Genomic DNA, 21,358 nt, shown 5'->3' with positions numbered 1-21,358 from the left:
GCGATCACTTCAGGGTCACGAGATTTTTAGGCAGCTCGACTAAGCGGGTTCCTGCAAAGCGATCGGGCAGGCTTTGACGATGTAGACGGTTACGGCGATCTAAGTAAGTAGTAAATGGCCAAATAAATAACGCTACCGCAAAAAGCATTTCAATGATTTGCCATTTCTCTAAATGAAAAGCCCATTGCAATAAGACGCATGGAATTAGCCATAGAGAGCCATAGATATAGCGCCAAAAGGCTTGTCGTTTAGTGAGGGTGTATCCACCTGTACCGATGATACGAACGCGCCATGTTTGCATGGCAAGTGTCTGGCCAGACTTGGTCCAATACCAAACAAAATAAATTCCTAAGACGGCGTATAGGTACAAAAATGTAAGCCAACTTGGCAATGAAATACCGAAGAGAATTCCTAAGCCAAGATTTGGAACCAAAAACGTAAATGCAATTACACCCAGTAATACAAGTTGCTCATAGAGGCAGCATGAAACACGACGCCAAAATTGAGGAGAGGGTAATGCGTTTAGTTCAGCAGGCGTCATAGGCTGCTTAATTATTTGGTGAATTGCTTGATGAGCCAGCAGGTGTGCTGCTCTCTGCGGCAGATCCCGAGCCTTCTGTTGACGCTGGTGCGCTTGGGGCTATGACAGCGGGTGGTAGAGCTGCTTTTGGAGATAGTGGATGTTGTTGTAGTGTTGGCGCACTAGCAGCAGTTGGTTTTTTCTTTGCTTCGGAATCCGCCAACTTCTTTTTTTGCTCATCACTGAGTTTTTGGTAAGCAGTCCACGCCTCAGCTTTTTTCTCCGCAGGGAATTTAAGGCTAGCGAGATAGTTTTCACGTGCGAGGCGACGCTCTTTTTGAGAGAGGTTCGACCAGCTGGTCATACGAGATTGAAGGCGCTCTTGATCCTGAACGCTCATCTTTGGGTAAATGTTGGCAACTTGAATCCATTTCTTGCGGCTATCGGGCAACATGTAATCCCAATCGCTTTCAAGTGGCGCAAGTATTTTTTGTTGAGCTGGCTTTAAGCCTTCCCATGTCCCATCAGGCTTTTTTTCGGGAATGGTTGTTACCTTACCGTTCGAAGTGCTTGGTGGTAACTGTGCAATTGCTGGGCTAACAATGAGTGCGCACATCAAAGCGCAAAGCGCTAGTCCACAAGCCTTTTGCGTTCTCATTTTTAATGACATCGAATGAGTCGGAATTATTTGCTTTGAATTGAGTCTGATGAGCCATCTGACTCAGAGAGAGGGCCGTTTTTAAGAAAGGCCATAAATCCGCTATCAGCATAGGCATCTGGTGGTACGTCATCAGACAATAGTGCCGCATCTACTTCAGCAATGTCATTGATGCGTGAATCATCTTGCCACTGGGCAATGCCAATCAAGCCAAATACCAAGACCACAAGTGGAGCAATCCAGCCCAAGGTGTCCCAAGTGCCGTTTGATCCAGATGTCCAGTTACGGGCAGATCCAGCCAAAACTTGCTTTTGAATGCGTACTTTTTCAGGTTTTTTAACAGATAGCGCCTTCATGCGAGCTGCGTATAGGCGATCTTTAATGTTCTGGGGAATGGTGTGAGCACCTTGACGGAGCAGGGCAGCGCTAGCCTGGCCAAATTGGTCTGCTTGGGTCTGGTTTAGTTGGTCAACTAAGTGTTTCACAGCGTAATTCCTTTTAATTTCAATGCTTTAGCTAATGTTTGGGTGGCTCTAGAACAGTGAGTTTTGACGCTACCTTCGCTACAACTCATTGCCAGTGCCGTCTCAGTAATACTTAGCTCATCCCAATAACGCATCAGGAAGGCTTCTCGTTGACGTACAGGCAATTTAGATATTTCTGACTCCAAAGCCTGTAAAAGCTGACTTTTTTCAAGCTTTTGAGCCCCATCTTGGTGAATTTCACTGTCATCAGGGGCTGAAAGGGACTCTAAGGGGTCAAAATCATCGCTTTCATCGGCCTTTTTGCCCATATTGGAAAAAAGGGTGACCCAGGTATTTCTGACTTTTTGCCTTCTAAACCAGTCATGAATTCGATTTTGCAAAATTCTGGTGAAAACTAAGGGCAGCTCTGCTGCCGGCCTATCACCATATTTTTCAGCCAGTTTGATCATGGCATCTTGAACAATATCTAATGCTGCGTCGTCGTCACGCACGGCATATACCGCCTGCTTAAAGGCGCGCTGCTCAACACTGCTGAGAAAGTCAGATAGTTCTTGGGCTGATGCCATGCAATGGATTAGACCTGAATCGGTAAGAATTCAGCCATTTTAGGGGATTGCTATAGAATATAGGGCTTACTACCTAGAATCTCATTCAAGAAGTGGTTTTTTCCGGTAGCAGCGCCGTTCGAACTCAGGCCATAAGCAGGAGATAGAACAGACCAATCAATTTTTTGCCGAAAATTGCAAAGGACGAAAGAAAATGAATACAAGCAGCGCCGAATTTTTAGCTAGCAAAGCTAACAAAGACTCAGCAAATACAAACAATGATGCAGCGCCTCCAGAAATGATTGGCGCAGAGATGCTCGTTCATGCATTGCACAAAGAGGGTGTTGAATTCGTTTGGGGTTACCCAGGCGGCTCCGTTCTCTTTATCTATGACGAAATTTTTAAGCAGGACAAGTTTGAACATATTCTTGTTCGTCATGAGCAGGCAGCAGTTCATGCGGCTGATGGCTATGCTCGCGCAACCGGTAAGGTTGGTGTAGCACTAGTTACCTCAGGCCCCGGTGTTACCAATGCGGTTACTGGTATTGCGACTGCTTACACTGATTCGATCCCCATGGTGATCATCAGCGGTAACGTTCCTACTTATGCTATCGGTGAAGATGCTTTCCAAGAGGCTGACACTGTTGGTATTACACGCCCAGTCGTAAAACACAATTTCCTCGTGAAAGACGTTAAAGATCTTCCGCTGGTTTTGAAGAAAGCTTTTCACATCGCGCAGACTGGTCGTCCAGGTCCTGTGTTGATCGATATACCTAAAGATGTTTCAGCGGCTAAAGGGCCGTTTGTTTATCCAGATACATTGGAGATGCGCTCCTACAACCCTGTAGTAAAGGGTCATAGCGGTCAGATACGTAAAGCGGTTGCCTTGTTGCAAGAAGCTGAGCGTCCATATATCTACACCGGTGGTGGCGTGATTTTGTCAGACGCTGCTCCTGAGTTAAAAGAGTTCGCGGATCTTTTGGGTTATCCAGTTACCAATACCTTGATGGGCTTGGGTGGATTTCCTGGAACAAGCCCCCAATTTGTGGGCATGCTCGGTATGCATGGAACGTACGAAGCCAATATGGCTATGCAGCACAGTGATGTGTTGATTGCGATTGGCGCGCGTTTTGATGATCGCGTGATCGGTAATACTGCGCACTTTGCAAGTCATCCACGCAAAATCATTCACATTGACATCGATCCTTCTGTGATTTCTAAGCGCGTGAAGGTGGATGTTCCTATCGTTGGCAACCTCAAAGAAGTACTGGTTGAGATGACTGCTCAAATCAAGGCAGCTGGCCCACGTAAGAATGGCGATAAGGTTGCCGCCTGGTGGGATCAGATTAATGAGTGGCGCAAAAAAGATTGCTTGAAGTACGACGAAGCCTCTCAAATTGTTAAGCCACAGTATGTTGTACAAAAATTGTGGGAACTCACAGGTGGTGATGCATTTATTTGCTCCGACGTAGGTCAGCATCAAATGTGGGCTGCTCAGTTCTATAAGTTTGATAAGCCACGTCGTTGGATTAATTCTGGTGGTCTTGGCACCATGGGTGTTGGCTTGCCATACGCCATGGGTATCAAAAAAGCATTCCCAGAAAAAGATGTGTTCACCATTACTGGTGAAGGCTCTATTCAGATGTGTATTCAAGAGCTGTCGACTTGTAAGCAGTACGACACTCCTGTGAAGATCGTGTCCTTAAATAACCGTTACCTAGGTATGGTTCGCCAGTGGCAAGAGCTCACATATAACAAGCGCTACTCCAGCTCATACATGGATTCCTTGCCTGACTTTGTGAAGTTGGCTGAAGCCTATGGTCACGTTGGTATGCGTATTGAAAAGAAATCCGATGTTGAGGGTGCTCTTAAAGAAGCTATTCGCTTAAAAGATCGCACTGTATTCATGGATTTCCAGACTGACCCAGAAGAAAACGTTTGGCCTATGGTTCAAGCAGGTAAGGGTATTACTGAAATGCTTTTGGGTAGTGAGGATCTCTAATGCGCCATATTATTTCTGTACTGATTGAGAACGAGCCGGGTGCCTTATCACGCGTAGTAGGTCTTTTTTCTGCTCGCGGCTACAACATTGATACGTTAAGTGTTGCGCCTACTGAAGACCCATCCTTATCTCGCATGACAATTGTTACCTTTGGTTCCGATGATGTCATTGAGCAAATCACTAAACACTTAAACCGTTTGGTTGAAGTCGTTAAGGTATTTGATTTGAGTGAGGGTCCTCATATTGAGCGCGAGCTCATGATGATCAAGGTTCGTGCTGTTGGAAAAGAGCGTGAAGAGCTCAAACGCACTACTGATATCTTCCGCGGTCGCATCATTGATGTGACTGACAAGAGTTACACCATCGAGTTGACTGGCGATGGTGCCAAGCTGGATGCCTTTATTGATTCGATCGATCGCGCATCGATTTTGGAAACTGTCCGCTCGGGTGGTTCTGGAATTGGTCGCGGAGAGCGCATCCTCAAGGTTTAATTTTTTAACTAATTACTGCATTAATTACATTTTCAATACAAGGAAAGAGCATGAAAGTTTTTTACGATAAAGACGCTGATTTGTCCCTCATTAAGGGCAAGAAAGTCACCATCATTGGTTATGGTTCACAAGGTCACGCGCACGCATTGAACCTCAAAGATTCTGGCGTTAACGTTACTGTTGGTTTGCGTAAAGATGGCGCTTCCTGGAGCAAGGCAGCGAATGCTGGCTTGACAGTTAAAGAAGTTGGCGAGGCTGTTAAAGATGCAGACGTAGTAATGATGCTCTTGCCTGATGAGCAAATCGCTGATGTGTACAACAAAGAAGTTCACGGCAATATCAAGCAGGGCGCAGCCCTTGCTTTTGCTCACGGTTTTAACGTTCACTACGGTCAAGTTCAGCCACGCGCTGACTTGGACGTGATCATGATCGCTCCTAAGGCTCCTGGCCACACAGTACGCGGTACTTACGCACAAGGCGGCGGCGTACCTCATTTGATCGCTGTGTACCAAGACAAGTCTGGCTCTGCACGTGATGTTGCTTTGTCATACGCAACTGCAAACGGCGGCGGTCGTGCCGGCATCATCGAAACAAACTTCCGCGAAGAAACTGAAACTGACTTGTTCGGTGAGCAGGCTGTTCTCTGTGGTGGCGCAGTTGAGTTGATCAAAGCTGGTTTTGAAACTTTGGTTGAGGCTGGTTACGCTCCTGAGATGGCTTACTTCGAGTGCTTACATGAGCTCAAGTTAATCGTTGACTTGATCTACGAAGGTGGTATCGCCAACATGAACTACTCAATCTCTAACAATGCTGAGTATGGTGAGTATGTAACTGGCCCACGCGTAGTTACTGAAGATACTAAAAATGCAATGCGTCAGTGCTTGAAAGATATTCAAACTGGTGAATACGCTAAGAGCTTCATCTTGGAAAACAAAGCTGGTGCACCTACTTTGATTTCTCGTCGTCGCTTGAACGCAGAACATGACATCGAAGTTGTGGGCGCTAAATTGCGTGCCATGATGCCTTGGATTGCTAAGAACAAGTTGGTTGACCAGACTAAAAACTAAGAAACTAACCAATAGAAGTAAATAAAAAGGCTCAGAACAAAGATGATGTATCCACACCCCATTATTGCGAAAGAAGGTTGGCCGTATTTAGCGTTAGTGGGGGCGGTGACTTTACTTGTCCACTATCTCGGTGGCATTGCTTGGTCATGGCCGCTTTGGATCATCTTTATCTTTGTTCTGCAGTTCTTCCGCGATCCGCAGCGCATTCCTGCGATGGGTCGTGATTTAGTTTTGTCTCCAGCTGATGGTCGCATTGTGGTTGTTGAGAAAACCAATGATCCTTATGCTGGTCGTGAAGCGCTCAAAATTAGCGTATTCATGAATGTATTCAATGTTCACTCTAACCGTAGCGCAGTTAATGGCTTGGTGAAAGAGGTTCAGTATTTCCCTGGTAAGTTCGTAAACGCAGATTTAGATAAAGCATCCACTGAGAATGAGCGTAATGCCGTTGTGATTGACGCCAATGGTCAAATCGTGACTTTGGTTCAGGTTGCTGGTTTGATTGCACGCCGCATTCTTTGCTATATACACGTTGGTGACCGTCTCAAGGCGGGTGAGCGTTATGGATTTATTCGCTTTGGTTCACGCGTGGATGTGTATTTACCGCTGACTGCTGAGCCATTAGTGAGCGTTGGTGATAAAGTATTTGCAACAAATACAGCCTTGGCACGTTTGCCTGGCTTAGATTGATTCGAAATATTATTCACTAGGATATTTTTTGACAACATTTCGCCGTCGTGGTCGCATAGACCGGAGTCGTCTCTCCCATAGACATACTGCCAATTCTGATCAGCAGTGGGCAGAGGAGTTGGGCGATGAGATTGATTACGAAGTAGAGGAGTTGCATCCTCAAAAGCCCCGCTTACGTAGCAAGGGCATTTATCTCCTACCAAACGCATTTACTACCGCCGCTTTGTTTTGCGGTTTCTTCGCCATTGTTAATGCGATGAACCATCAGTTTGAAATGGCTGCTATTGCGATCTTTGCATCTCTAGTCTTGGATGGAATGGATGGTCGTGTAGCGCGCATGACTAACACTCAGAGCGCTTTTGGCGAGCAATACGATTCATTGGCTGATATGGTTTCCTTTGGTGTTGCGCCTGCATTGGTTGCTTACGAATGGGCTCTAAAAGATTTGGGTAAATGGGGTTGGTTGGCTGCATTTACTTACTGCGCTGGCGCTGCTTTGCGTTTAGCTCGCTTTAACGTAAACACGGGCGTAGTGGATAAGAAGTTTTTCCAAGGCCTGCCAAGTCCAGCAGCTGGCGCCTTAATGGCTGGTTTCATTTGGTTAGCCGATGACAACAAGATTCCGGTGCGAGATACGGCGATTCCATGGGTAACCTTCTTTATCGCTGTTTATGCCGGTCTCACCATGGTTTCTAATGCCCGTTTTTATAGTGGCAAGGCCTTAGATGTTCGCTACCGCGTGCCTTTTGGCGTCATGGTTCTGATGATCCTCACTTTTGTTTTGATCTCATCGAATCCGCCGTTGACTCTATTTGGCTTGTTCGTGGTTTATTCCATATCCGGCTATGTCATTTGGGCCTGGGAACGACTCAGTGGAAAGCGTTTTAGCTAATTCCACAATTTTGGGGTATAGTAATTCCATGACTATGAATTTCTCATTTTTATCTAGCCTTCTTCTGCTAGCACTAAGCCTAAAGCTTGGGGCGGGTAAGGCCTGAGTTAATGAGATAAAAGAAATTCATTAGCCACCAGATACCAGCCCCAGCAAATTGCTGGGGTTTTTGTTTTATAAGAATGTATTAATGAGTTCAGCAGTATTTAAAACCGGAGAGTAGTAATGAGCGACAAAGTAATCATTTTTGATACCACCTTACGTGATGGCGAGCAGTCACCAGGCGCATCGATGACTAAAGACGAAAAAGTACGGATTGCCCGTCAGCTAGAGCGTCTTAAGGTTGATGTGATCGAAGCTGGTTTTGCAGCTAGCTCTGAAGGTGACTTCCAGGCTATTTCTGCTGTGGCAGCTGCTGTCAAAGATTCGATTGTTTGCTCGCTCGCCAGAGCAAATGACAAAGACATTACCCGTGCTGCTGATGCCTTGCAAGCAGCTAACGCTAAGCGCATTCATGCATTCTTGGCCACAAGTCCATTGCATATGGCCGTGAAGTTGCGCATGTCTCCAGAAGAGGTTTTGGAGCAGGCTAAGCGTTCTATTCGTTTTGCGCGTAACTTGGCTGCCGATATTGAGTTCTCAGCAGAAGATGGTTATCGCTCAGAGATGGACTTCTTATGCAGAGTCGTTGAGGCCGTAATTAATGAGGGCGCATCCACCATCAACATTCCAGATACGGTTGGTTACGCAACCCCTGAGTTGTATGGTGAGTTTATTAAGACCTTGCGCACACGAGTACCTAACTCAGATAAAGCGGTGTGGTCAGTGCATTGCCATAATGACTTGGGCATGGCTGTTGCGAACTCTTTGGCTGGCGTCAAGATCGGCGGAGCTCGGCAAATCGAGTGTACGATTAATGGCTTGGGCGAACGCGCAGGTAATACTGCATTAGAAGAAATTGTGATGTCATTGCGTACCCGCAAGGATTACTTTGATATGGTTTGCGGTATTGATGCTACCCAAATCGTGCCAGCGTCAAAGTTGGTTTCCCAAATTACGGGTTTTGTCGTTCAGCCCAACAAAGCAGTCGTTGGGGCTAACGCCTTTGCACACACATCAGGCATTCATCAGGATGGCATTTTGAAAAACCGTGACACCTATGAAATCATGCGCGCAGAAGATGTAGGTTGGTCAGCAAACAAGATTGTTTTGGGCAAGTTATCAGGTCGCAATGCTTTCAAGCAACGCTTGCAAGAATTGGGCATTACAGTTGAAGCTGAGGCTGATTTGAATGAAGCGTTTACTCGTTTTAAGTCCTTGGCAGATCAGAAGTCTGAGATTTTTGATGAAGATATTATTGCCATCATGTCTGATTCAGCTGCAGCAGAAGAGGGCGAGCATTACAAATTTATCTCCTTAAGCCAGCATTCTGAGACTGGTGAGCGACCTAAGTCACGTGTGACTTTCCGTATGGGTGACAAAGAGATTAGTTCAGAAGCAGAGGGTAACGGTCCAGTTGATGCCAGCTTGAATGCGATTGAAGGTATTGCTAAGAGTGGAGCAGAGCAATTGCTTTATTCAGTTAATGCAATTACCTCTGGAACACAATCTCAAGGTGAAGTGACTGTTCGTTTGGCTAAAGGCGGTCGCATTGTGAATGGTGTGGGTACCGATCCGGACATCATTGCAGCCTCTGCGAAAGCCTACTTGTCAGCCTTAAACAAGCTGCATGATCCGAGCCAGGCCAAGTTAAACGCTCAAATGACCCCTTAAAAATCCATAAGTTATTGTTTTATATATGTATTTTTATCAAACCGCCTCTTTGGCGGTTTTTTTACACGTACTTTAGCCTTGATTCATCTGCTACAATTCGAGGGCTTTGATTTATAAAGCTTTTTTGTTTTATTTTGTTAAACACGCACGACACTTATTGGGTGAAAGCTCAGGTGTTCGCAAGTTAGGAGTATTAAAAATGGCAGTTGCTGATATTAAAACGGCGGAAATCGTCAAAGAAAACGCGCGCAGCGCAAACGATACGGGTAGCCCTGAAGTTCAAGTTTCATTGCTCACAGCCCGTATCAATGAATTAACCCCCCATTTCAAGGCTAACGCTAAAGATCATCACAGCCGTCGTGGTTTGTTGAAGATGGTTTCACGTCGCCGTCGCCTCTTGGATTACCTCAAAGGCAAAGATTTGGATCGCTATCGCGCATTGATTGAGAAATTAGGTCTCCGTAAGTAATTCTTATCGGTATGCAATGCCATCTTTCTTAGGGTTGTTTCTTCGCAGAATCAGTCTTAAGCAGATGGCATGTTTTTTTGGGCGCTTTAGATCATTTGTGTAGGGGATTGTGTCATTCCAATGAGTTTCTGGGTTGTATGCAGAGCCTCCCTGGAATGGCATCCCTTGTGATCCGAAATCGCTCCAGTGTTGTCGTGACACTGCTTTATCCCACGACAAGCGTAACGCTCATGTGAGTCTTGCGTGAACAATTTGGAGAAGATCAGAATGACAATGTTTAAAAAAGCAGTAAAAAGTTTTCAATGGGGCAACCATCAAGTAACATTGGAAACAGGCGAGATTGCTCGTCAAGCCGGTGGTGCCGTTATCGTTAACGTAGATGACACAGTAGTAATGGGTACAGTTGTAGCCTCTAAGTCTGCAAAGCCAGGCCAATCATTTTTCCCATTGACTGTTGATTACTTAGAAAAAACTTACGCAGCAGGCAAGATCCCTGGCGGCTTCTTCCGCCGCGAAGGTCGTCCATCTGAAGGCGAGACATTGATCTCCCGTTTGATTGACCGCCCATTGCGTCCTTTATTCCCAGAAGGTTTCTTGAACGAAGTTCAGGTTGTGGTGCACGTGTTGTCCATCAACCCAGATGTACCTGCCGATATTCCTGCTTTGATCGCTGCATCTGCAGCCTTAGCTGTTTCAGGCATCCCATTTGCCGGCCCAGTTGGCGCAGCACGTGTTGGTTATGCTAATGGCCAATACCTCTTGAATCCAACGCGTACAGAACAAGCTACTAGCGAACTCGATTTGATCGTTGCTGGTACACAAGCTGCTGTATTGATGGTTGAGTCAGAAGCAAACCAATTATCTGAAGAAGTAATGTTGGGCGCAGTTGTATACGGCCATGACCAAATGCAAACAGCGATCAACGCTATTAATGATTTAGTTCGTGAAGCTGGCAAACCTGAGTGGGATTGGACTGCAGCTCCTAAAGATGAGCCATTTATCGCTAAGGTAACTGCATTGGCTGAAGCGCCATTGCGTGAGGCTTATCAGATTCGTCAAAAAGGCGCTCGTTCAGACAAGCTCAAAGAAATTTCTAAAGAAGTAATGGCTAAGTTATCCGAAGAGGGTGATGTTGATGCTGTTGCTGTGAGCGACATCATGTTTGAAATCGAAGCGAAGATTGTTCGTAGTCAGATTTTGAATGGTGAGCCACGTATCGATGGTCGTGATACACGCACAGTTCGCCCAATCGAAATTCGCAACGGTGTATTGCCACGTACACACGGTTCAGCATTGTTTACTCGTGGTGAAACTCAAGCATTGGTTGTTGCAACATTGGGTACTGCACGTGACGAGCAAATTATTGATGCGCTCGAAGGTGAATACCGCGATCGTTTCATGTTCCACTACAACATGCCTCCGTTTGCTACTGGCGAAACAGGTCGCGTAGGTAGCCCTAAGCGTCGTGAAATTGGTCACGGTCGTTTGGCTAAACGTGCATTGATTCCAGTATTGCCAAGTGCAGAAGATTTTGCATATAGCATTCGTGTGGTTTCAGAGATTACTGAGTCCAATGGCTCATCCTCAATGGCTTCTGTTTGCGGTGGCTGTTTGGCAATGATGGACGCTGGTGTTCCAGTTAAAGCGCACGTTGCTGGCGTAGCAATGGGCTTGATCCTTGATGGCAATCGCTTTGCTGTGTTGACAGACATCTTGGGTGACGAAGATCACTTAGGCGATATGGACTTTAAAGTTGCTGGTACAGCGAATGGTATTACTGCTTTGCAGATGGACATCAAAGTACAAGGCATCACTAAAGAAATTATGCAAGTAGCTTTGGCGCAAGCTAAAGAAGGCCGCTTGCACATCTTGAGCAAAATGCAAGAAGCGATGGGTTCAGTTCGTACAGAATTGTCAGCACACGCTCCACGCATGGTTTCTTTCAAGATTCATCCAGACAAGATTCGTGAAGTAATCGGTAAAGGCGGCGCAACAATTCAAGCGTTGACTAAAGAAACTGGTTGCAGCATCGACATTAAGGATGACGGCACTGTAACTATTGCTTCTACATCTGCTGAAGGCATGGCAGAAGCAAAAGCACGTATCGAAGGCATTACTGCTGAAGCTGAAGTAGGCAAGATCTACGAAGGTCCAGTTGTGAAGTTGCTCGAATTCGGTGCTTTGGTAAACATTCTTCCAGGTAAAGATGGTCTCTTGCACATCTCTGAAATTTCCAATGAGCGTGTAAAAGAAGTTAAAGACTATTTGGCAGAAGGCCAAGTAGTTCGTGTGAAGTTGTTAGCTGCTGATGAGCGCGGTCGTTTACGTTTGTCACTAAAGGCTGCGATGGCTGATGAGGGTGGCACGATTGCTCCTTTAGCTGGTGCTGCTGAAGTGGCTACAGAAGCTGCTCCAGCGACTGGCGAATCCGCTTAATTGCTTTAGCAAGCAGGAATACTCATGCGCGTAGTTGAAATCAAAGAATTTGGCGCACCAGAAATGCTGGTGCCGGCAAGTCGCCCAGATCCAGTGGCTCCTGCTGCTGGTACTGGCGAAATTTTGATCAAAGTTTTAGCCGCTGGAATTAATCGCCCTGACGTTTTGCAACGTAAAGGGCATTACCCAGTTCCTGCGGGCGCATCCGATATTCCTGGTCTTGAAGTGGCTGGTGAGATTGTTGGCGGTGATTTATCTCATTCTGACAATGTGTTTGGATTGAAACTTGGCGATAAGGTGTGTGCATTAGTTCAAGGTGGTGGCTATGCAGAACTATGTACCGCACCCGTTGCTCAGTGCCTTCCATACCCCAAAGGATTTAGCGACCAAGAAGCCGCTGCTTTGCCAGAAACTTTCTACACTGTTTGGAGCAATGTCTTCATGCGTGGTGAGTTGACTGAAGGCGAGACTTTATTGGTTCAGGGTGGTTCTAGTGGCATTGGGGTTACTGCAATCTTAATTGCCAAAGCTTTGGGTCATAAGGTATTTGTTACTGCTGGTACAGATGAAAAGTGTGCTGCTTGCGTGGCTTTAGGTGCCGACCTTGCTATCAATTACAAGACACAAGATTTTGTTGAAGAAGTCAAAAAAGCTACAGATGGCAAAGGTGTCAACGTCATTCTGGATATGGTTACCGGCGCTTATGTGCAAAAGGAAATCGATTGCTTGGCTGACGATGGCCGTATTGTCATTATTGCAATTATGGGCGGCTCCAAAGCTGAAGTGAATACTGGCCAAATTCTGCGTCGTCGTTTAACGATCACTGGTTCAACGCTGCGTCCACGTCCAGTTTCTTTTAAGAAGCAGATTACCAAACAGTTATTTGAAATTGTTTGGCCTTTGCTTAATGCAGGCAAACTCAAACCGGTTATCTATAAAACATTTACGCTAGATCAGGCGGCTGATGCTCATGCATTAATGGAGTCATCTGAACATGTTGGCAAAATCGTTTTAACTGTCTAGATAATTCAATACCCCTATGCGACCACTCATCGTTATCGGCAATTGGAAAATGAATGGCAGTCTTGCAAGTAATCAAGACTGGATCAAGACCGTTGCTCGTGGCATGGAGAGCGGAATGCCATCAGGTCGTAGATATGCTGTATGTCCACCATTTCCCTATTTGCCACAGTGTGCTGAGTTAATCAAAGCACATTCAATGGCTTTTTTAAGTCTGGGTGCACAAGATGCCTCAGCTTTTGGTTCCGGAGCATATACCGGTGAGGTAGCGGCATCAATGCTCAAAGAAGTAGGTTGTACTTACGTCATTGTTGGCCACTCAGAACGTCGTCAAATGCATCATGAGGTTGATGAGCTTGTAGCTGCTAAAGCTCTTCAGGTTTTAGATAACGGCATGACCCCGGTCATTTGTGTTGGCGAGACGGCTGATGAAAGAAATTCTGGTAGAGCAGAAGAGATCGTTTGCTCTCAAGTTGCTAAGCAGGTCAGCGTGCTGCAGGATCGCTTAGCAGACTGTCTGATTGCCTATGAGCCTGTTTGGGCGATTGGCACTGGTAAGGTTGCTAGCGCTCAGGTGGCGCAGGACATGCATCACGCTATTCGTCAGCAATTAGCCGAATTTAACGAAGATGTAGCGTCTCATGTTGGAATTTTGTATGGCGGCAGTGTCAAACCTGACAATGCCGTTGAATTGTTTGCCATGCCGGATATTGATGGTGGATTGGTTGGGGGTGCTTCACTGAATCCTCAAGACTTTCTAGCTATCTGCCAGGCATAGATTTTTTATTTGGAGATAAGCTGTGGAATGGTTTAAGACTTTATTGATCGTATTGCAGGTAATTTCAGCCTTGGCTGTGATTCTTTTGGTTCTGTTGCAGCAGGGCAAAGGCGCCGATATGGGTGCAGCCTTTGGTTCTGGCTCTTCTGGCAGCCTCTTTGGTGCTAGTGGCTCAGCCAACTTCCTTTCCCATGCAACAGCTATTTTTGCTGCTGTTTTCTTTATCAGCACCCTGGGTATTACCTGGATTGGTAATAAGAAAGAAGTGAGCCCTGGTGTGCTTTCTGGAACGGTAGCCCCAGCGGCGGCGCCAGCAGCTCCTGTTGCTCCAGTTCAAGATCCAAGCAAGCCAGCAGTTCCTAAGTAAAAAAGTAGGTTTTTACGTATTTAAAAGCCCCAAAAATGGGGTAGTGCAGTGGTGCAATGCAGTAGAATTGATGGGTTTTGCAAGATGCCGACGTGGTGAAATTGGTAGACACGCTATCTTGAGGGGGTAGTGGCTTAGGCTGTGCGAGTTCGAGTCTCGCCGTCGGCACCAAAAATGAGTATTGATAAGGGTTTTTGCTCTGAATCAATGCTTTATGTAGTGGAATAATTAATAATTTGCTGCTTTTAGGATTTACCAGACAAACGAATCAGGGCTATTTTGAATCTCGCTAATTACTTTCCTGTTCTGCTTTTTATCCTCGTAGGTATTGGGGTGGGATTAGTCCCCATGTTCCTCGGAAAAATTTTGGCTCCTTCGAAGCCTGACGCTGAAAAACTCTCTCCTTATGAGTGCGGTTTTGAAGCTTTCGAAGATGCGCGTATGAAGTTCGACGTGCGCTACTACTTAATCGCCATTCTCTTCATTCTGTTTGACTTAGAAACTGCATTCCTATTCCCATGGGGTGTCGCTCTTCGTGATATCGGATGGCTTGGCTACGCCTCTATGGTGATTTTCTTGTTGGAATTCATTGTGGGATTTGTATATATCTGGAAAAAGGGCGCTCTCGACTGGGAGTGATAGATATGGCATTAGAAGGCGTTCTCAAAGAAGGTTTTGTTACCACTACAGCTGACCAGTTGATTAACTGGACTCGTAATGGTTCTTTATGGCCTATGACCTTCGGTCTGGCCTGCTGCGCGGTAGAGATGATGCATGCTGGCGCATCCCGTTATGACTTAGACCGTTTTGGCGTGGTATTCCGCCCATCTCCGCGTCAATCGGACTTGATGATTGTGGCTGGTACTTTATGTAACAAGATGGCTCCAGCTTTGCGTAAGGTTTATGACCAAATGCCTGAACCACGTTGGGTAATCTCAATGGGTTCTTGTGCAAATGGCGGCGGCTACTACCATAACTCGTATTCAGTTGTTCGCGGTTGTGACCGCATCGTGCCAGTCGATATTTATGTTCCTGGTTGCCCTCCAACTGCGGAAGCGTTGATCTACGGAATTATTCAGTTGCAATCCAAGATCGCGCGTACCAGCACGATTGCGCGGAAGGCTTAAATCATGTCAGATCGTTTAAATCAATTAGCTGCCAATTTAGAAAAAGTTTTAGGTAAGCGCGTTCAATCAATTGAGATTGCATTAGGTGAAGTTACTGTTGTTGTTAACGCAGATACCTATTTTGAATCCGCCATGTTGTTGCGTGATGATCCATCTCTTGCCTTTGAGCAATTGATTGATTTATGTGGCGTGGATTATCAAGACTTCCGTGAAGGTGCGTGGGGCGGTCAACGCTTTGGTGTTGTGAGCCATTTGCTTTCTATTGCGCATAACTGGCGTTTGCGTGTGCGTGTATTTGCGCCAGACGATAGCTATCCATTGGTTGCTTCAATTACGCCAGTTTGGAATTCTGCTAACTGGTTTGAACGTGAAGCGTTTGACCTCTACGGTATTTTGTTTGATGGTCATGACGACTTACGTCGCATCTTGACTGACTATGGCTTTATTGGTCATCCATTTAGAAAAGATTTCCCAATTAGTGGCAATGTGGAAATGCGTTATGACCCAGAGTTAAAGCGCGTTGTCTATCAGCCCGTCACGATTGAGGCTCGCGAAATTACTCCACGCATTGTTCGTGAAGAGCAGTACGGAGGTCCGGTTTAAGTCATGGCACAAATTAAGAACTACACCCTCAATTTTGGCCCTCAGCATCCTGCTGCGCACGGCGTATTGCGTTTAGTGCTTGAGCTTGACGGCGAGGTGATCCAACGCGCCGATCCGCATATTGGTTTGTTGCACCGCGCTACAGAAAAATTAGCCGAAACTCGTACATGGATTCAAAACGTTCCATATATGGATCGCTTGGATTATGTTTCGATGATGTCCAATGAGCATGCCTATGTCATGGCCATTGAAAAGTTATTGCAAGTGGATGTTCCTTTGCGTGCTCAGTACATTCGTGTGATGTATGACGAGCTAACTCGCTTATTGAATCACTTGCTTTGGATCGGTTGTCACGGCCTTGACGTTGGCGCTATGGCAGTGTTCCTTTATGCCTTCCGCGATCGTGAAGATATCTTTGACATGTATGAAGCAGTATCTGGCGCACGTATGCATGCTGCTTACTATCGTCCAGGTGGTGTATATCGTGATTTGCCAGATCAAATGGCTCAATACGATAAATCTAAGATTCGCAGTGCTTCTGCAGTAAAACGTTTGAATGAAAACCGCAGCGGTACCTTGTTAGATTTCATTGAGCAATTTACCAATGGCTTCGATGCCAATGTCGACGAGTATTGCAATCTATTAACGGATAACCGTATTTGGAAGCAGCGCTTAGTCAATATCGGTATTGTGACTCCTGAGCGCGCATTACAACTGGGCTTCACTGGTCCAATGTTGCGCGGTTCCGGCATCGAATGGGATTTGCGTAAGAAACAGCCATACGAAGTGTATGACCGTCTCGACTTTGATATTCCGGTTGGCGTGAATGGCGACTCTTATGATCGTTATTTAGTGCGCATGGAAGAAATGCGCCAATCGAATCGCATCATTAAACAATGTGTGGCTTGGTTGAAAGCAAATCCAGGTCCTGTAATGAGCGATAACCATAAGGTTTCACCACCGAAGCGTGTGGATATGAAAACCAATATGGAAGAATTGATTCACCATTTCAAACTCTTTACTGAAGGTATCCACGTTCCTGATGGCGAGGCTTACTCTGCTGTTGAGCATCCAAAAGGTGAGTTTGGAATTTACTTGATTTCAGATGGTGCCAATAAGCCATACCGCATGAAGATTCGTGCACCAGGTTTCGTGCATTTATCTGCAATGGATGAGATGTCACGTGGCCATATGTTGGCTGATGCGGTAACGATCATCGGTACCCAAGATATCGTGTTCGGGGAGATTGACCGCTAATTAGCGTGCCAAGGATTATTTAATGACTACAACTCTTCAACTATCCGATAAAACAATGGCTGATATTCATCGCAATATCGCTAAATACCCACCAGAGCACAAGCAATCAGCGGTAATGGCTTGCTTAATTGCTGCTCAAACAGAGGTGGGTTGGGTTTCTCCTGAGGTGATCGAGACTATTGCTCAGATCTTAGAAATGCCAAGCATTGCAGTTGATGAAGTGGCTACTTTCTACAACATGTACAACACCAAAAAAATTGGTAAGTACAAATTGGTAATTTGCACAAACTTGCCATGCCAGTTAACGCATGGTGAAACTGCTGCCACATACCTCAAAGAAACACTCGGCATTGGTTACAACGAAACAACTCCGTGCGGTACGTTTACCCTAAAAGAGGGTGAGTGCATGGGTTCATGCGGTGATTCACCAGTAATGCTCGTGAATGACAAGCGTATGTGCAGCTTCATGAGCAAAGAAAAGATTGATGCATTGTTAAATGAATTACGTGCAGAAGGGAAAGCAGCATGACCAGCTTGCACGATCGTCATATCAAGCCTTTGATCCTCGCTGGATTAAATGGTGATAACTGGCGTCTAAAAGATTACGAAAGCCGCGGCGGTTATCAGCAATTACGTCGTTTAATCAACGATAAAGTTGCGCCTGATGCCATCATTGCTGAATTGAAAGCTTCATCACTGCGTGGACGTGGCGGTGCAGGCTTCCCGACTGGTTTGAAGTGGAGCTTTATGCCACGTCAATTCCCGGGGCAAAAATATTTAGTTTGTAATAGTGACGAAGGTGAGCCTGGTACTTTTAAAGACCGCGACATCATGCGCTACAACCCACATGCTTTGATTGAAGGCATGATTATTGGTGCGTACACCATGGGCATTACAACTGGTTACAACTATATCCACGGCGAAATCTGGGAAGTGTATTCACGCTTTGAAGAGGCTTTGGAAGAAGCGCGCGCTGCAGGTTATCTAGGCGACAAAATTTTAGGTAGTGATTTTTCATTCCAATTGCATGCATCTCCAGGTTGGGGTGCTTACATTTGCGGCGAAGAAACTGCGCTGTTGGAGTCTTTGGAAGGCAAGAAGGGTCAACCACGATTTAAGCCTCCTTTCCCAGCAAGTTTTGGTTTGTATGGAAAGCCAACAACAATTAACAATACCGAAACATTCGCTGCCGTGCCATTCATTTTGGCAATTGGTGGTCAGGCTTACTTAGATCTTGGTAAGCCCAATAATGGCGGAACAAAAATCTTCTCTATCTCCGGGGATGTAGTTCACCCAGGTAACTATGAGATTCCTTTAGGCACTCCATTTGCTGAGCTATTGAAGCTTGCTGGCGGTATGCGTGACGGTAAAGCGTTAAAAGCGGTTATCCCTGGTGGTTCATCTTCGCCTGTTGTACCTGGCGCGCAAATGATGGAGCTCACAATGGATTACGACAGCATTGCTAAAGCTGGTTCGATGCTGGGTTCTGGTGCCGTGATTGTGATGAATGAAACGCGTTGCATGGTTCGCGCATTAGAGCGTTTGTCTTACTTCTATCACGAAGAGTCATGTGGTCAGTGCACTCCTTGTCGTGAAGGTACTGGTTGGTTGTGGCGCATTGTTCACCGTATTGAGCATGGAGAAGGGCGTCCAGAGGATTTAGATTTGCTGAATGACGTAGCGGCCAATATTCAGGGCCGTACGATTTGCGCTTTAGGTGATGCAGCGGCGATGCCAGTACGTGGCATGTTGAAGCATTACATGGATGAATTTGCGTATCACGTAGAACATAAGCGCTGCTTAGATTCTGCGAAACCTTTATAAAGATTTAGAGCACGGGATATCTAAAAGTGAGCATGGTAGAAATCGAATTAGATGGTAAGGCAGTAGAAGTTCCGCAAGGTTCGATGGTGATGCACGCCGCGAACAAGCTCGGCACCTACGTTCCTCACTTCTGCTATCACAAGAAATTATCAATCGCTGCTAACTGCCGTATGTGCTTGGTTGAAGTTGAAAAAGCACCAAAACCTTTGCCTGCATGTGCAACACCAGTTACTCAAGGTATGAAGGTATTTACGCATTCAGCTAAGGCGGTCGAAGCACAGCGTTCTGTAATGGAATTCTTGCTCATTAATCACCCATTGGATTGCCCAATTTGTGATCAAGGTGGTGAGTGCCAGTTACAAGATTTGGCGGTAGGCTACGGTAAATCCAATTCTCGCTACGACGAAGAAAAGCGTGTTGTATTCCATAAGAATGTTGGACCATTAATCTCCATGCAGGAGATGACTCGTTGCATTCACTGCACACGTTGCGTTCGCTTCGGTCAAGAAGTTGCTGGAGTAATGGAATTAGGCATGGTCAACCGAGGTGAGCATTCAGAAATTACTACTTTCGTAGGTCAGACAGTGGATTCAGAGCTCTCTGGAAACATGATTGACTTATGCCCAGTAGGCGCATTGACTAGTAAGCCATTCCGCTATGCTGCTCGTACCTGGGAATTAGGTCGCAAGCGTTCTGTAAGTCCGCATGACAGCTTAGGCGCAAACACTACAGTTCAAACTAAAGCCAATAAAGTGATGCGCGTTGTTGCTTTAGAAAATGAAGCAATTAATGAATGCTGGATTAGCGATCGCGATCGCTTCTCTTATGAAGGTTTAAACAGTGCTGACCGTGTCACCACACCAATGGTGAAGCAGGGCGGTCAATGGTTAGAAACAGATTGGCAATCAGCACTTGATTATGTTGCGCATTCATTGAAGACTATTTCAGCAGAAAGTGGTCCTGAGGCAATCGGTGCTTTAGCTCACCCAATTTCCAGCACAGAAGAATTGCATCTCTTGCAAAAAATGGTTCGCGGTTTAGGTTCAAAACAAGTAGAAACTCGTTTGCGCCAATCTGATGTTGCTGCTTCTGCAAGCGCGCCATGGCTCGGAATGCCGATTGCCAAAATCAATGAATTAGATCGCGTTTTAGTTGTTGGCAGCTTCTTGCGTAAAGATCAGCCAGTGTTGGCTGCTCGTATTCGTACTGCAAGCAAACGTGGATTACAAGTAACTCGTATTGATGCTGGTGGTGACGACTGGTTAATCCCAAGTAATGGCATTGTTGCTGCTCCAAGCACATGGCTTAATGCATTAAGTGAAGTTGCTCAAGCAGTAGCCAAAGCAAAATCAGTCAGCGCACCAGCTGGCACAGCTAACTTAGCAGCCTCACCTGCAGCCCAAAAAATTGCAGACAGTCTGATTTCCGGTGAATCAGTAGCCGTATTGCTTGGTTCTGCTGCTATTGCGCACCAACATGCATCTGATTTACATGTACTGGCTCAATTTATTGCAGAGCAAACAGGTGCAACTTTGGGCTTCTTGCCTTTTGGTGGCAATTCAGTTGGCGCTTCATTGGTTAACGCTAACGGAGCTGGTGTTGAATCAGTTCTGTCTGGTGAGCGCCGTGCAGTGATCTTGATGAATATCGAGCCTGATGCAGACCTTCCAAACCCAACTGCAGCGCGCGCTGCTTTGGCTAAGGCAAACACAGTCATCGCATTGAGTGCTTATAAGAGTGCAGATTTGCTTGAGGTGGCTGACGTCATTCTGCCAATTTCTACATTCTCTGAAACAGTTTCTACTTTTGTAAACCTAGAGGGTAGAGCCCAAACTGTTCAACCTTCAGTAAAACCATTGGGCGATTCACGTCCAGCGTGGAAAGTCATTCGTGTGCTCGGCGGTCTTTTGGGTCTCGATGGTTTCTTGTTTAATCTCCCTGAAGAGGTTTTGGGAGAGGCGTTACCTGAAAACTATTGCACTCGTCTGAGTAATAAAACGTCAGCTACTTCTATTGCCAATGGAAATGCGGCTCCTGTGAATGGCCTTGAGCGCTTGGCTGATGTCAATATTTATGCCGGAGATCAAATTGTTCGTCGTTCATCAGCGCTGCAAGTGACGCGCGATGCAAAACGTGGCAATCAAGCTGGCTTAAATCAAAAGACATTTTCTGAATTAGGCTTGAAGGAGGGTGATGCTGTGCGCGTTACTCAAGACAACCAGACAGTAGATATGCCAGCAACATTAGAAGTAAATCTAGCGCCAGGCGCCGTCAGAATTTCTGCTGGCACTATGGCTAGTGCGAAATTGGGCTCTATGTTTGGCCCTGTAACTGTTAGTAAGGCATAAGGTCAG

Annotated in this window: 23 protein-coding genes and 1 tRNA gene; 19 read left to right on the top strand and 5 right to left on the bottom strand. The window is 46.0% G+C overall.

Annotation, left to right across the window (positions count from 1 at the left end; all coding sequences use genetic code 11):
• Positions 1–4 precede the first annotated feature (4 nt).
• From ICN10_RS09785 to ICN10_RS09770, 4 genes are read right to left on the bottom strand one after another with little or no spacing between them, the layout of a single operon-like run.
• On the bottom strand, positions 5–541 hold the full coding sequence (locus ICN10_RS09785; RefSeq protein WP_216214985.1) for an RDD family protein: 537 nt from the start codon (positions 539–541) through the stop codon (positions 5–7).
• A 7-nt stretch (positions 542–548) separates the two neighbouring features.
• Positions 549–1,178 (bottom strand): DUF3106 domain-containing protein, encoded by a 630-nt coding sequence (locus tag ICN10_RS09780; RefSeq protein ID WP_255536849.1) that lies wholly within the window; start codon positions 1,176–1,178, stop codon positions 549–551.
• A 26-nt stretch (positions 1,179–1,204) separates the two neighbouring features.
• On the bottom strand, positions 1,205–1,663 hold the full coding sequence (locus ICN10_RS09775; RefSeq protein WP_216214981.1) for a DUF3619 family protein: 459 nt from the start codon (positions 1,661–1,663) through the stop codon (positions 1,205–1,207).
• Positions 1,660–2,229 (bottom strand): RNA polymerase sigma factor, encoded by a 570-nt coding sequence (locus ICN10_RS09770; protein ID WP_068323083.1) that lies wholly within the window; start codon positions 2,227–2,229, stop codon positions 1,660–1,662. Before ICN10_RS09770 ends, ICN10_RS09775 begins: the two co-directional genes overlap by 4 nt.
• Positions 2,230–2,422: 193 nt before the next feature.
• On the opposite strand from ICN10_RS09770, the gene ICN10_RS09765 reads away from it, so the two are divergent.
• The 7 genes from ICN10_RS09765 (at position 2,423) to rpsO (ending at position 9,592) form a co-directional block, all read left to right on the top strand.
• Complete coding sequence (locus ICN10_RS09765) at positions 2,423–4,210, top strand: acetolactate synthase 3 catalytic subunit (RefSeq protein ID WP_216214980.1); 1,788 nt, start codon at positions 2,423–2,425, stop codon at positions 4,208–4,210.
• Entirely contained in the window at positions 4,210–4,701 is a 492-nt protein-coding gene (gene ilvN, locus ICN10_RS09760) for an acetolactate synthase small subunit (RefSeq protein WP_011902903.1), read from the top strand. The genes ICN10_RS09765 and ilvN overlap by 1 nt, the downstream gene beginning before the upstream one ends.
• A 50-nt stretch (positions 4,702–4,751) precedes the next feature.
• Positions 4,752–5,768, top strand: a complete 1,017-nt coding sequence (gene ilvC, locus ICN10_RS09755; protein ID WP_068323077.1) for a ketol-acid reductoisomerase — start codon at positions 4,752–4,754, stop codon at positions 5,766–5,768.
• Positions 5,769–5,810: 42 nt separating this feature from the next.
• On the top strand, positions 5,811–6,458 hold the full coding sequence (locus ICN10_RS09750) for a phosphatidylserine decarboxylase (protein WP_216214978.1): 648 nt from the start codon (positions 5,811–5,813) through the stop codon (positions 6,456–6,458).
• Positions 6,459–6,486: 28 nt separating this feature from the next.
• Entirely contained in the window at positions 6,487–7,350 is an 864-nt protein-coding gene (gene pssA, locus ICN10_RS09745; RefSeq protein ID WP_216214977.1) for a CDP-diacylglycerol--serine O-phosphatidyltransferase, read from the top strand.
• A gap of 225 nt (positions 7,351–7,575) precedes the next feature.
• On the top strand, positions 7,576–9,123 hold the full coding sequence (locus ICN10_RS09740) for a 2-isopropylmalate synthase (RefSeq protein ID WP_216214975.1): 1,548 nt from the start codon (positions 7,576–7,578) through the stop codon (positions 9,121–9,123).
• Between the two features lie 199 nt (positions 9,124–9,322).
• Positions 9,323–9,592, top strand: a complete 270-nt coding sequence (rpsO, locus tag ICN10_RS09735; protein WP_068323724.1) for a 30S ribosomal protein S15 — start codon at positions 9,323–9,325, stop codon at positions 9,590–9,592.
• 3 nt (positions 9,593–9,595) lie between these two features.
• Here the strand turns inward: rpsO and ICN10_RS09730 are convergent, their stop codons facing one another.
• Positions 9,596–9,793, bottom strand: a complete 198-nt coding sequence (locus ICN10_RS09730) for a hypothetical protein (RefSeq protein ID WP_216214973.1) — start codon at positions 9,791–9,793, stop codon at positions 9,596–9,598.
• Between the two features lie 66 nt (positions 9,794–9,859).
• On the opposite strand from ICN10_RS09730, the gene pnp reads away from it, so the two are divergent.
• The 12 genes from pnp to nuoG all read left to right on the top strand — a co-directional run bounded on the left by pnp (position 9,860) and on the right by nuoG (position 21,352).
• A complete protein-coding gene (gene pnp, locus ICN10_RS09725; RefSeq protein WP_216214972.1) occupies positions 9,860–12,028 on the top strand; it encodes a polyribonucleotide nucleotidyltransferase in 2,169 nt (722 codons plus the stop codon).
• Positions 12,029–12,052: 24 nt separating this feature from the next.
• Entirely contained in the window at positions 12,053–13,051 is a 999-nt protein-coding gene (locus ICN10_RS09720) for an NAD(P)H-quinone oxidoreductase (protein ID WP_216214971.1), read from the top strand.
• A gap of 16 nt (positions 13,052–13,067) precedes the next feature.
• Positions 13,068–13,826 (top strand): triose-phosphate isomerase, encoded by a 759-nt coding sequence (tpiA, locus tag ICN10_RS09715; RefSeq protein ID WP_216214970.1) that lies wholly within the window; start codon positions 13,068–13,070, stop codon positions 13,824–13,826.
• Between the two features lie 22 nt (positions 13,827–13,848).
• Positions 13,849–14,193: a preprotein translocase subunit SecG gene (gene secG / locus ICN10_RS09710; RefSeq protein WP_216214969.1), complete on the top strand. Its 345-nt coding sequence runs from the start codon at positions 13,849–13,851 to the stop codon at positions 14,191–14,193.
• Positions 14,194–14,279: 86 nt separating this feature from the next.
• Positions 14,280–14,364, top strand: a tRNA-Leu gene (locus ICN10_RS09705).
• Between the two features lie 108 nt (positions 14,365–14,472).
• On the top strand, positions 14,473–14,832 hold the full coding sequence (locus ICN10_RS09700; RefSeq protein WP_012357790.1) for an NADH-quinone oxidoreductase subunit A: 360 nt from the start codon (positions 14,473–14,475) through the stop codon (positions 14,830–14,832).
• 5 nt (positions 14,833–14,837) lie between these two features.
• On the top strand, positions 14,838–15,320 hold the full coding sequence (locus ICN10_RS09695; RefSeq protein ID WP_011902891.1) for an NADH-quinone oxidoreductase subunit B family protein: 483 nt from the start codon (positions 14,838–14,840) through the stop codon (positions 15,318–15,320).
• A gap of 3 nt (positions 15,321–15,323) precedes the next feature.
• Complete coding sequence (locus tag ICN10_RS09690; protein WP_216214968.1) at positions 15,324–15,923, top strand: NADH-quinone oxidoreductase subunit C; 600 nt, start codon at positions 15,324–15,326, stop codon at positions 15,921–15,923.
• 3 nt (positions 15,924–15,926) lie between these two features.
• Complete coding sequence (locus ICN10_RS09685; RefSeq protein ID WP_215350019.1) at positions 15,927–17,180, top strand: NADH-quinone oxidoreductase subunit D; 1,254 nt, start codon at positions 15,927–15,929, stop codon at positions 17,178–17,180.
• A 22-nt stretch (positions 17,181–17,202) separates the two neighbouring features.
• On the top strand, positions 17,203–17,709 hold the full coding sequence (gene nuoE / locus ICN10_RS09680; RefSeq protein WP_216214966.1) for an NADH-quinone oxidoreductase subunit NuoE: 507 nt from the start codon (positions 17,203–17,205) through the stop codon (positions 17,707–17,709).
• Positions 17,706–19,004, top strand: a complete 1,299-nt coding sequence (gene nuoF, locus ICN10_RS09675) for an NADH-quinone oxidoreductase subunit NuoF (protein ID WP_216214964.1) — start codon at positions 17,706–17,708, stop codon at positions 19,002–19,004. Before nuoE ends, nuoF begins: the two co-directional genes overlap by 4 nt.
• 32 nt (positions 19,005–19,036) lie before the next feature.
• Positions 19,037–21,352 (top strand): NADH-quinone oxidoreductase subunit NuoG, encoded by a 2,316-nt coding sequence (gene nuoG / locus ICN10_RS09670; protein WP_216214962.1) that lies wholly within the window; start codon positions 19,037–19,039, stop codon positions 21,350–21,352.
• Positions 21,353–21,358: the final 6 nt, after the last annotated feature.

The sequence above is a fragment of the Polynucleobacter sp. 86C-FISCH genome (assembly GCF_018882415.1).
Lineage (GTDB): Bacteria > Pseudomonadota > Gammaproteobacteria > Burkholderiales > Burkholderiaceae > Polynucleobacter.
The sequence above is the reverse complement of the archived record's forward strand: the minus strand, read 5'-3'. Positions and strand labels throughout refer to the sequence as shown.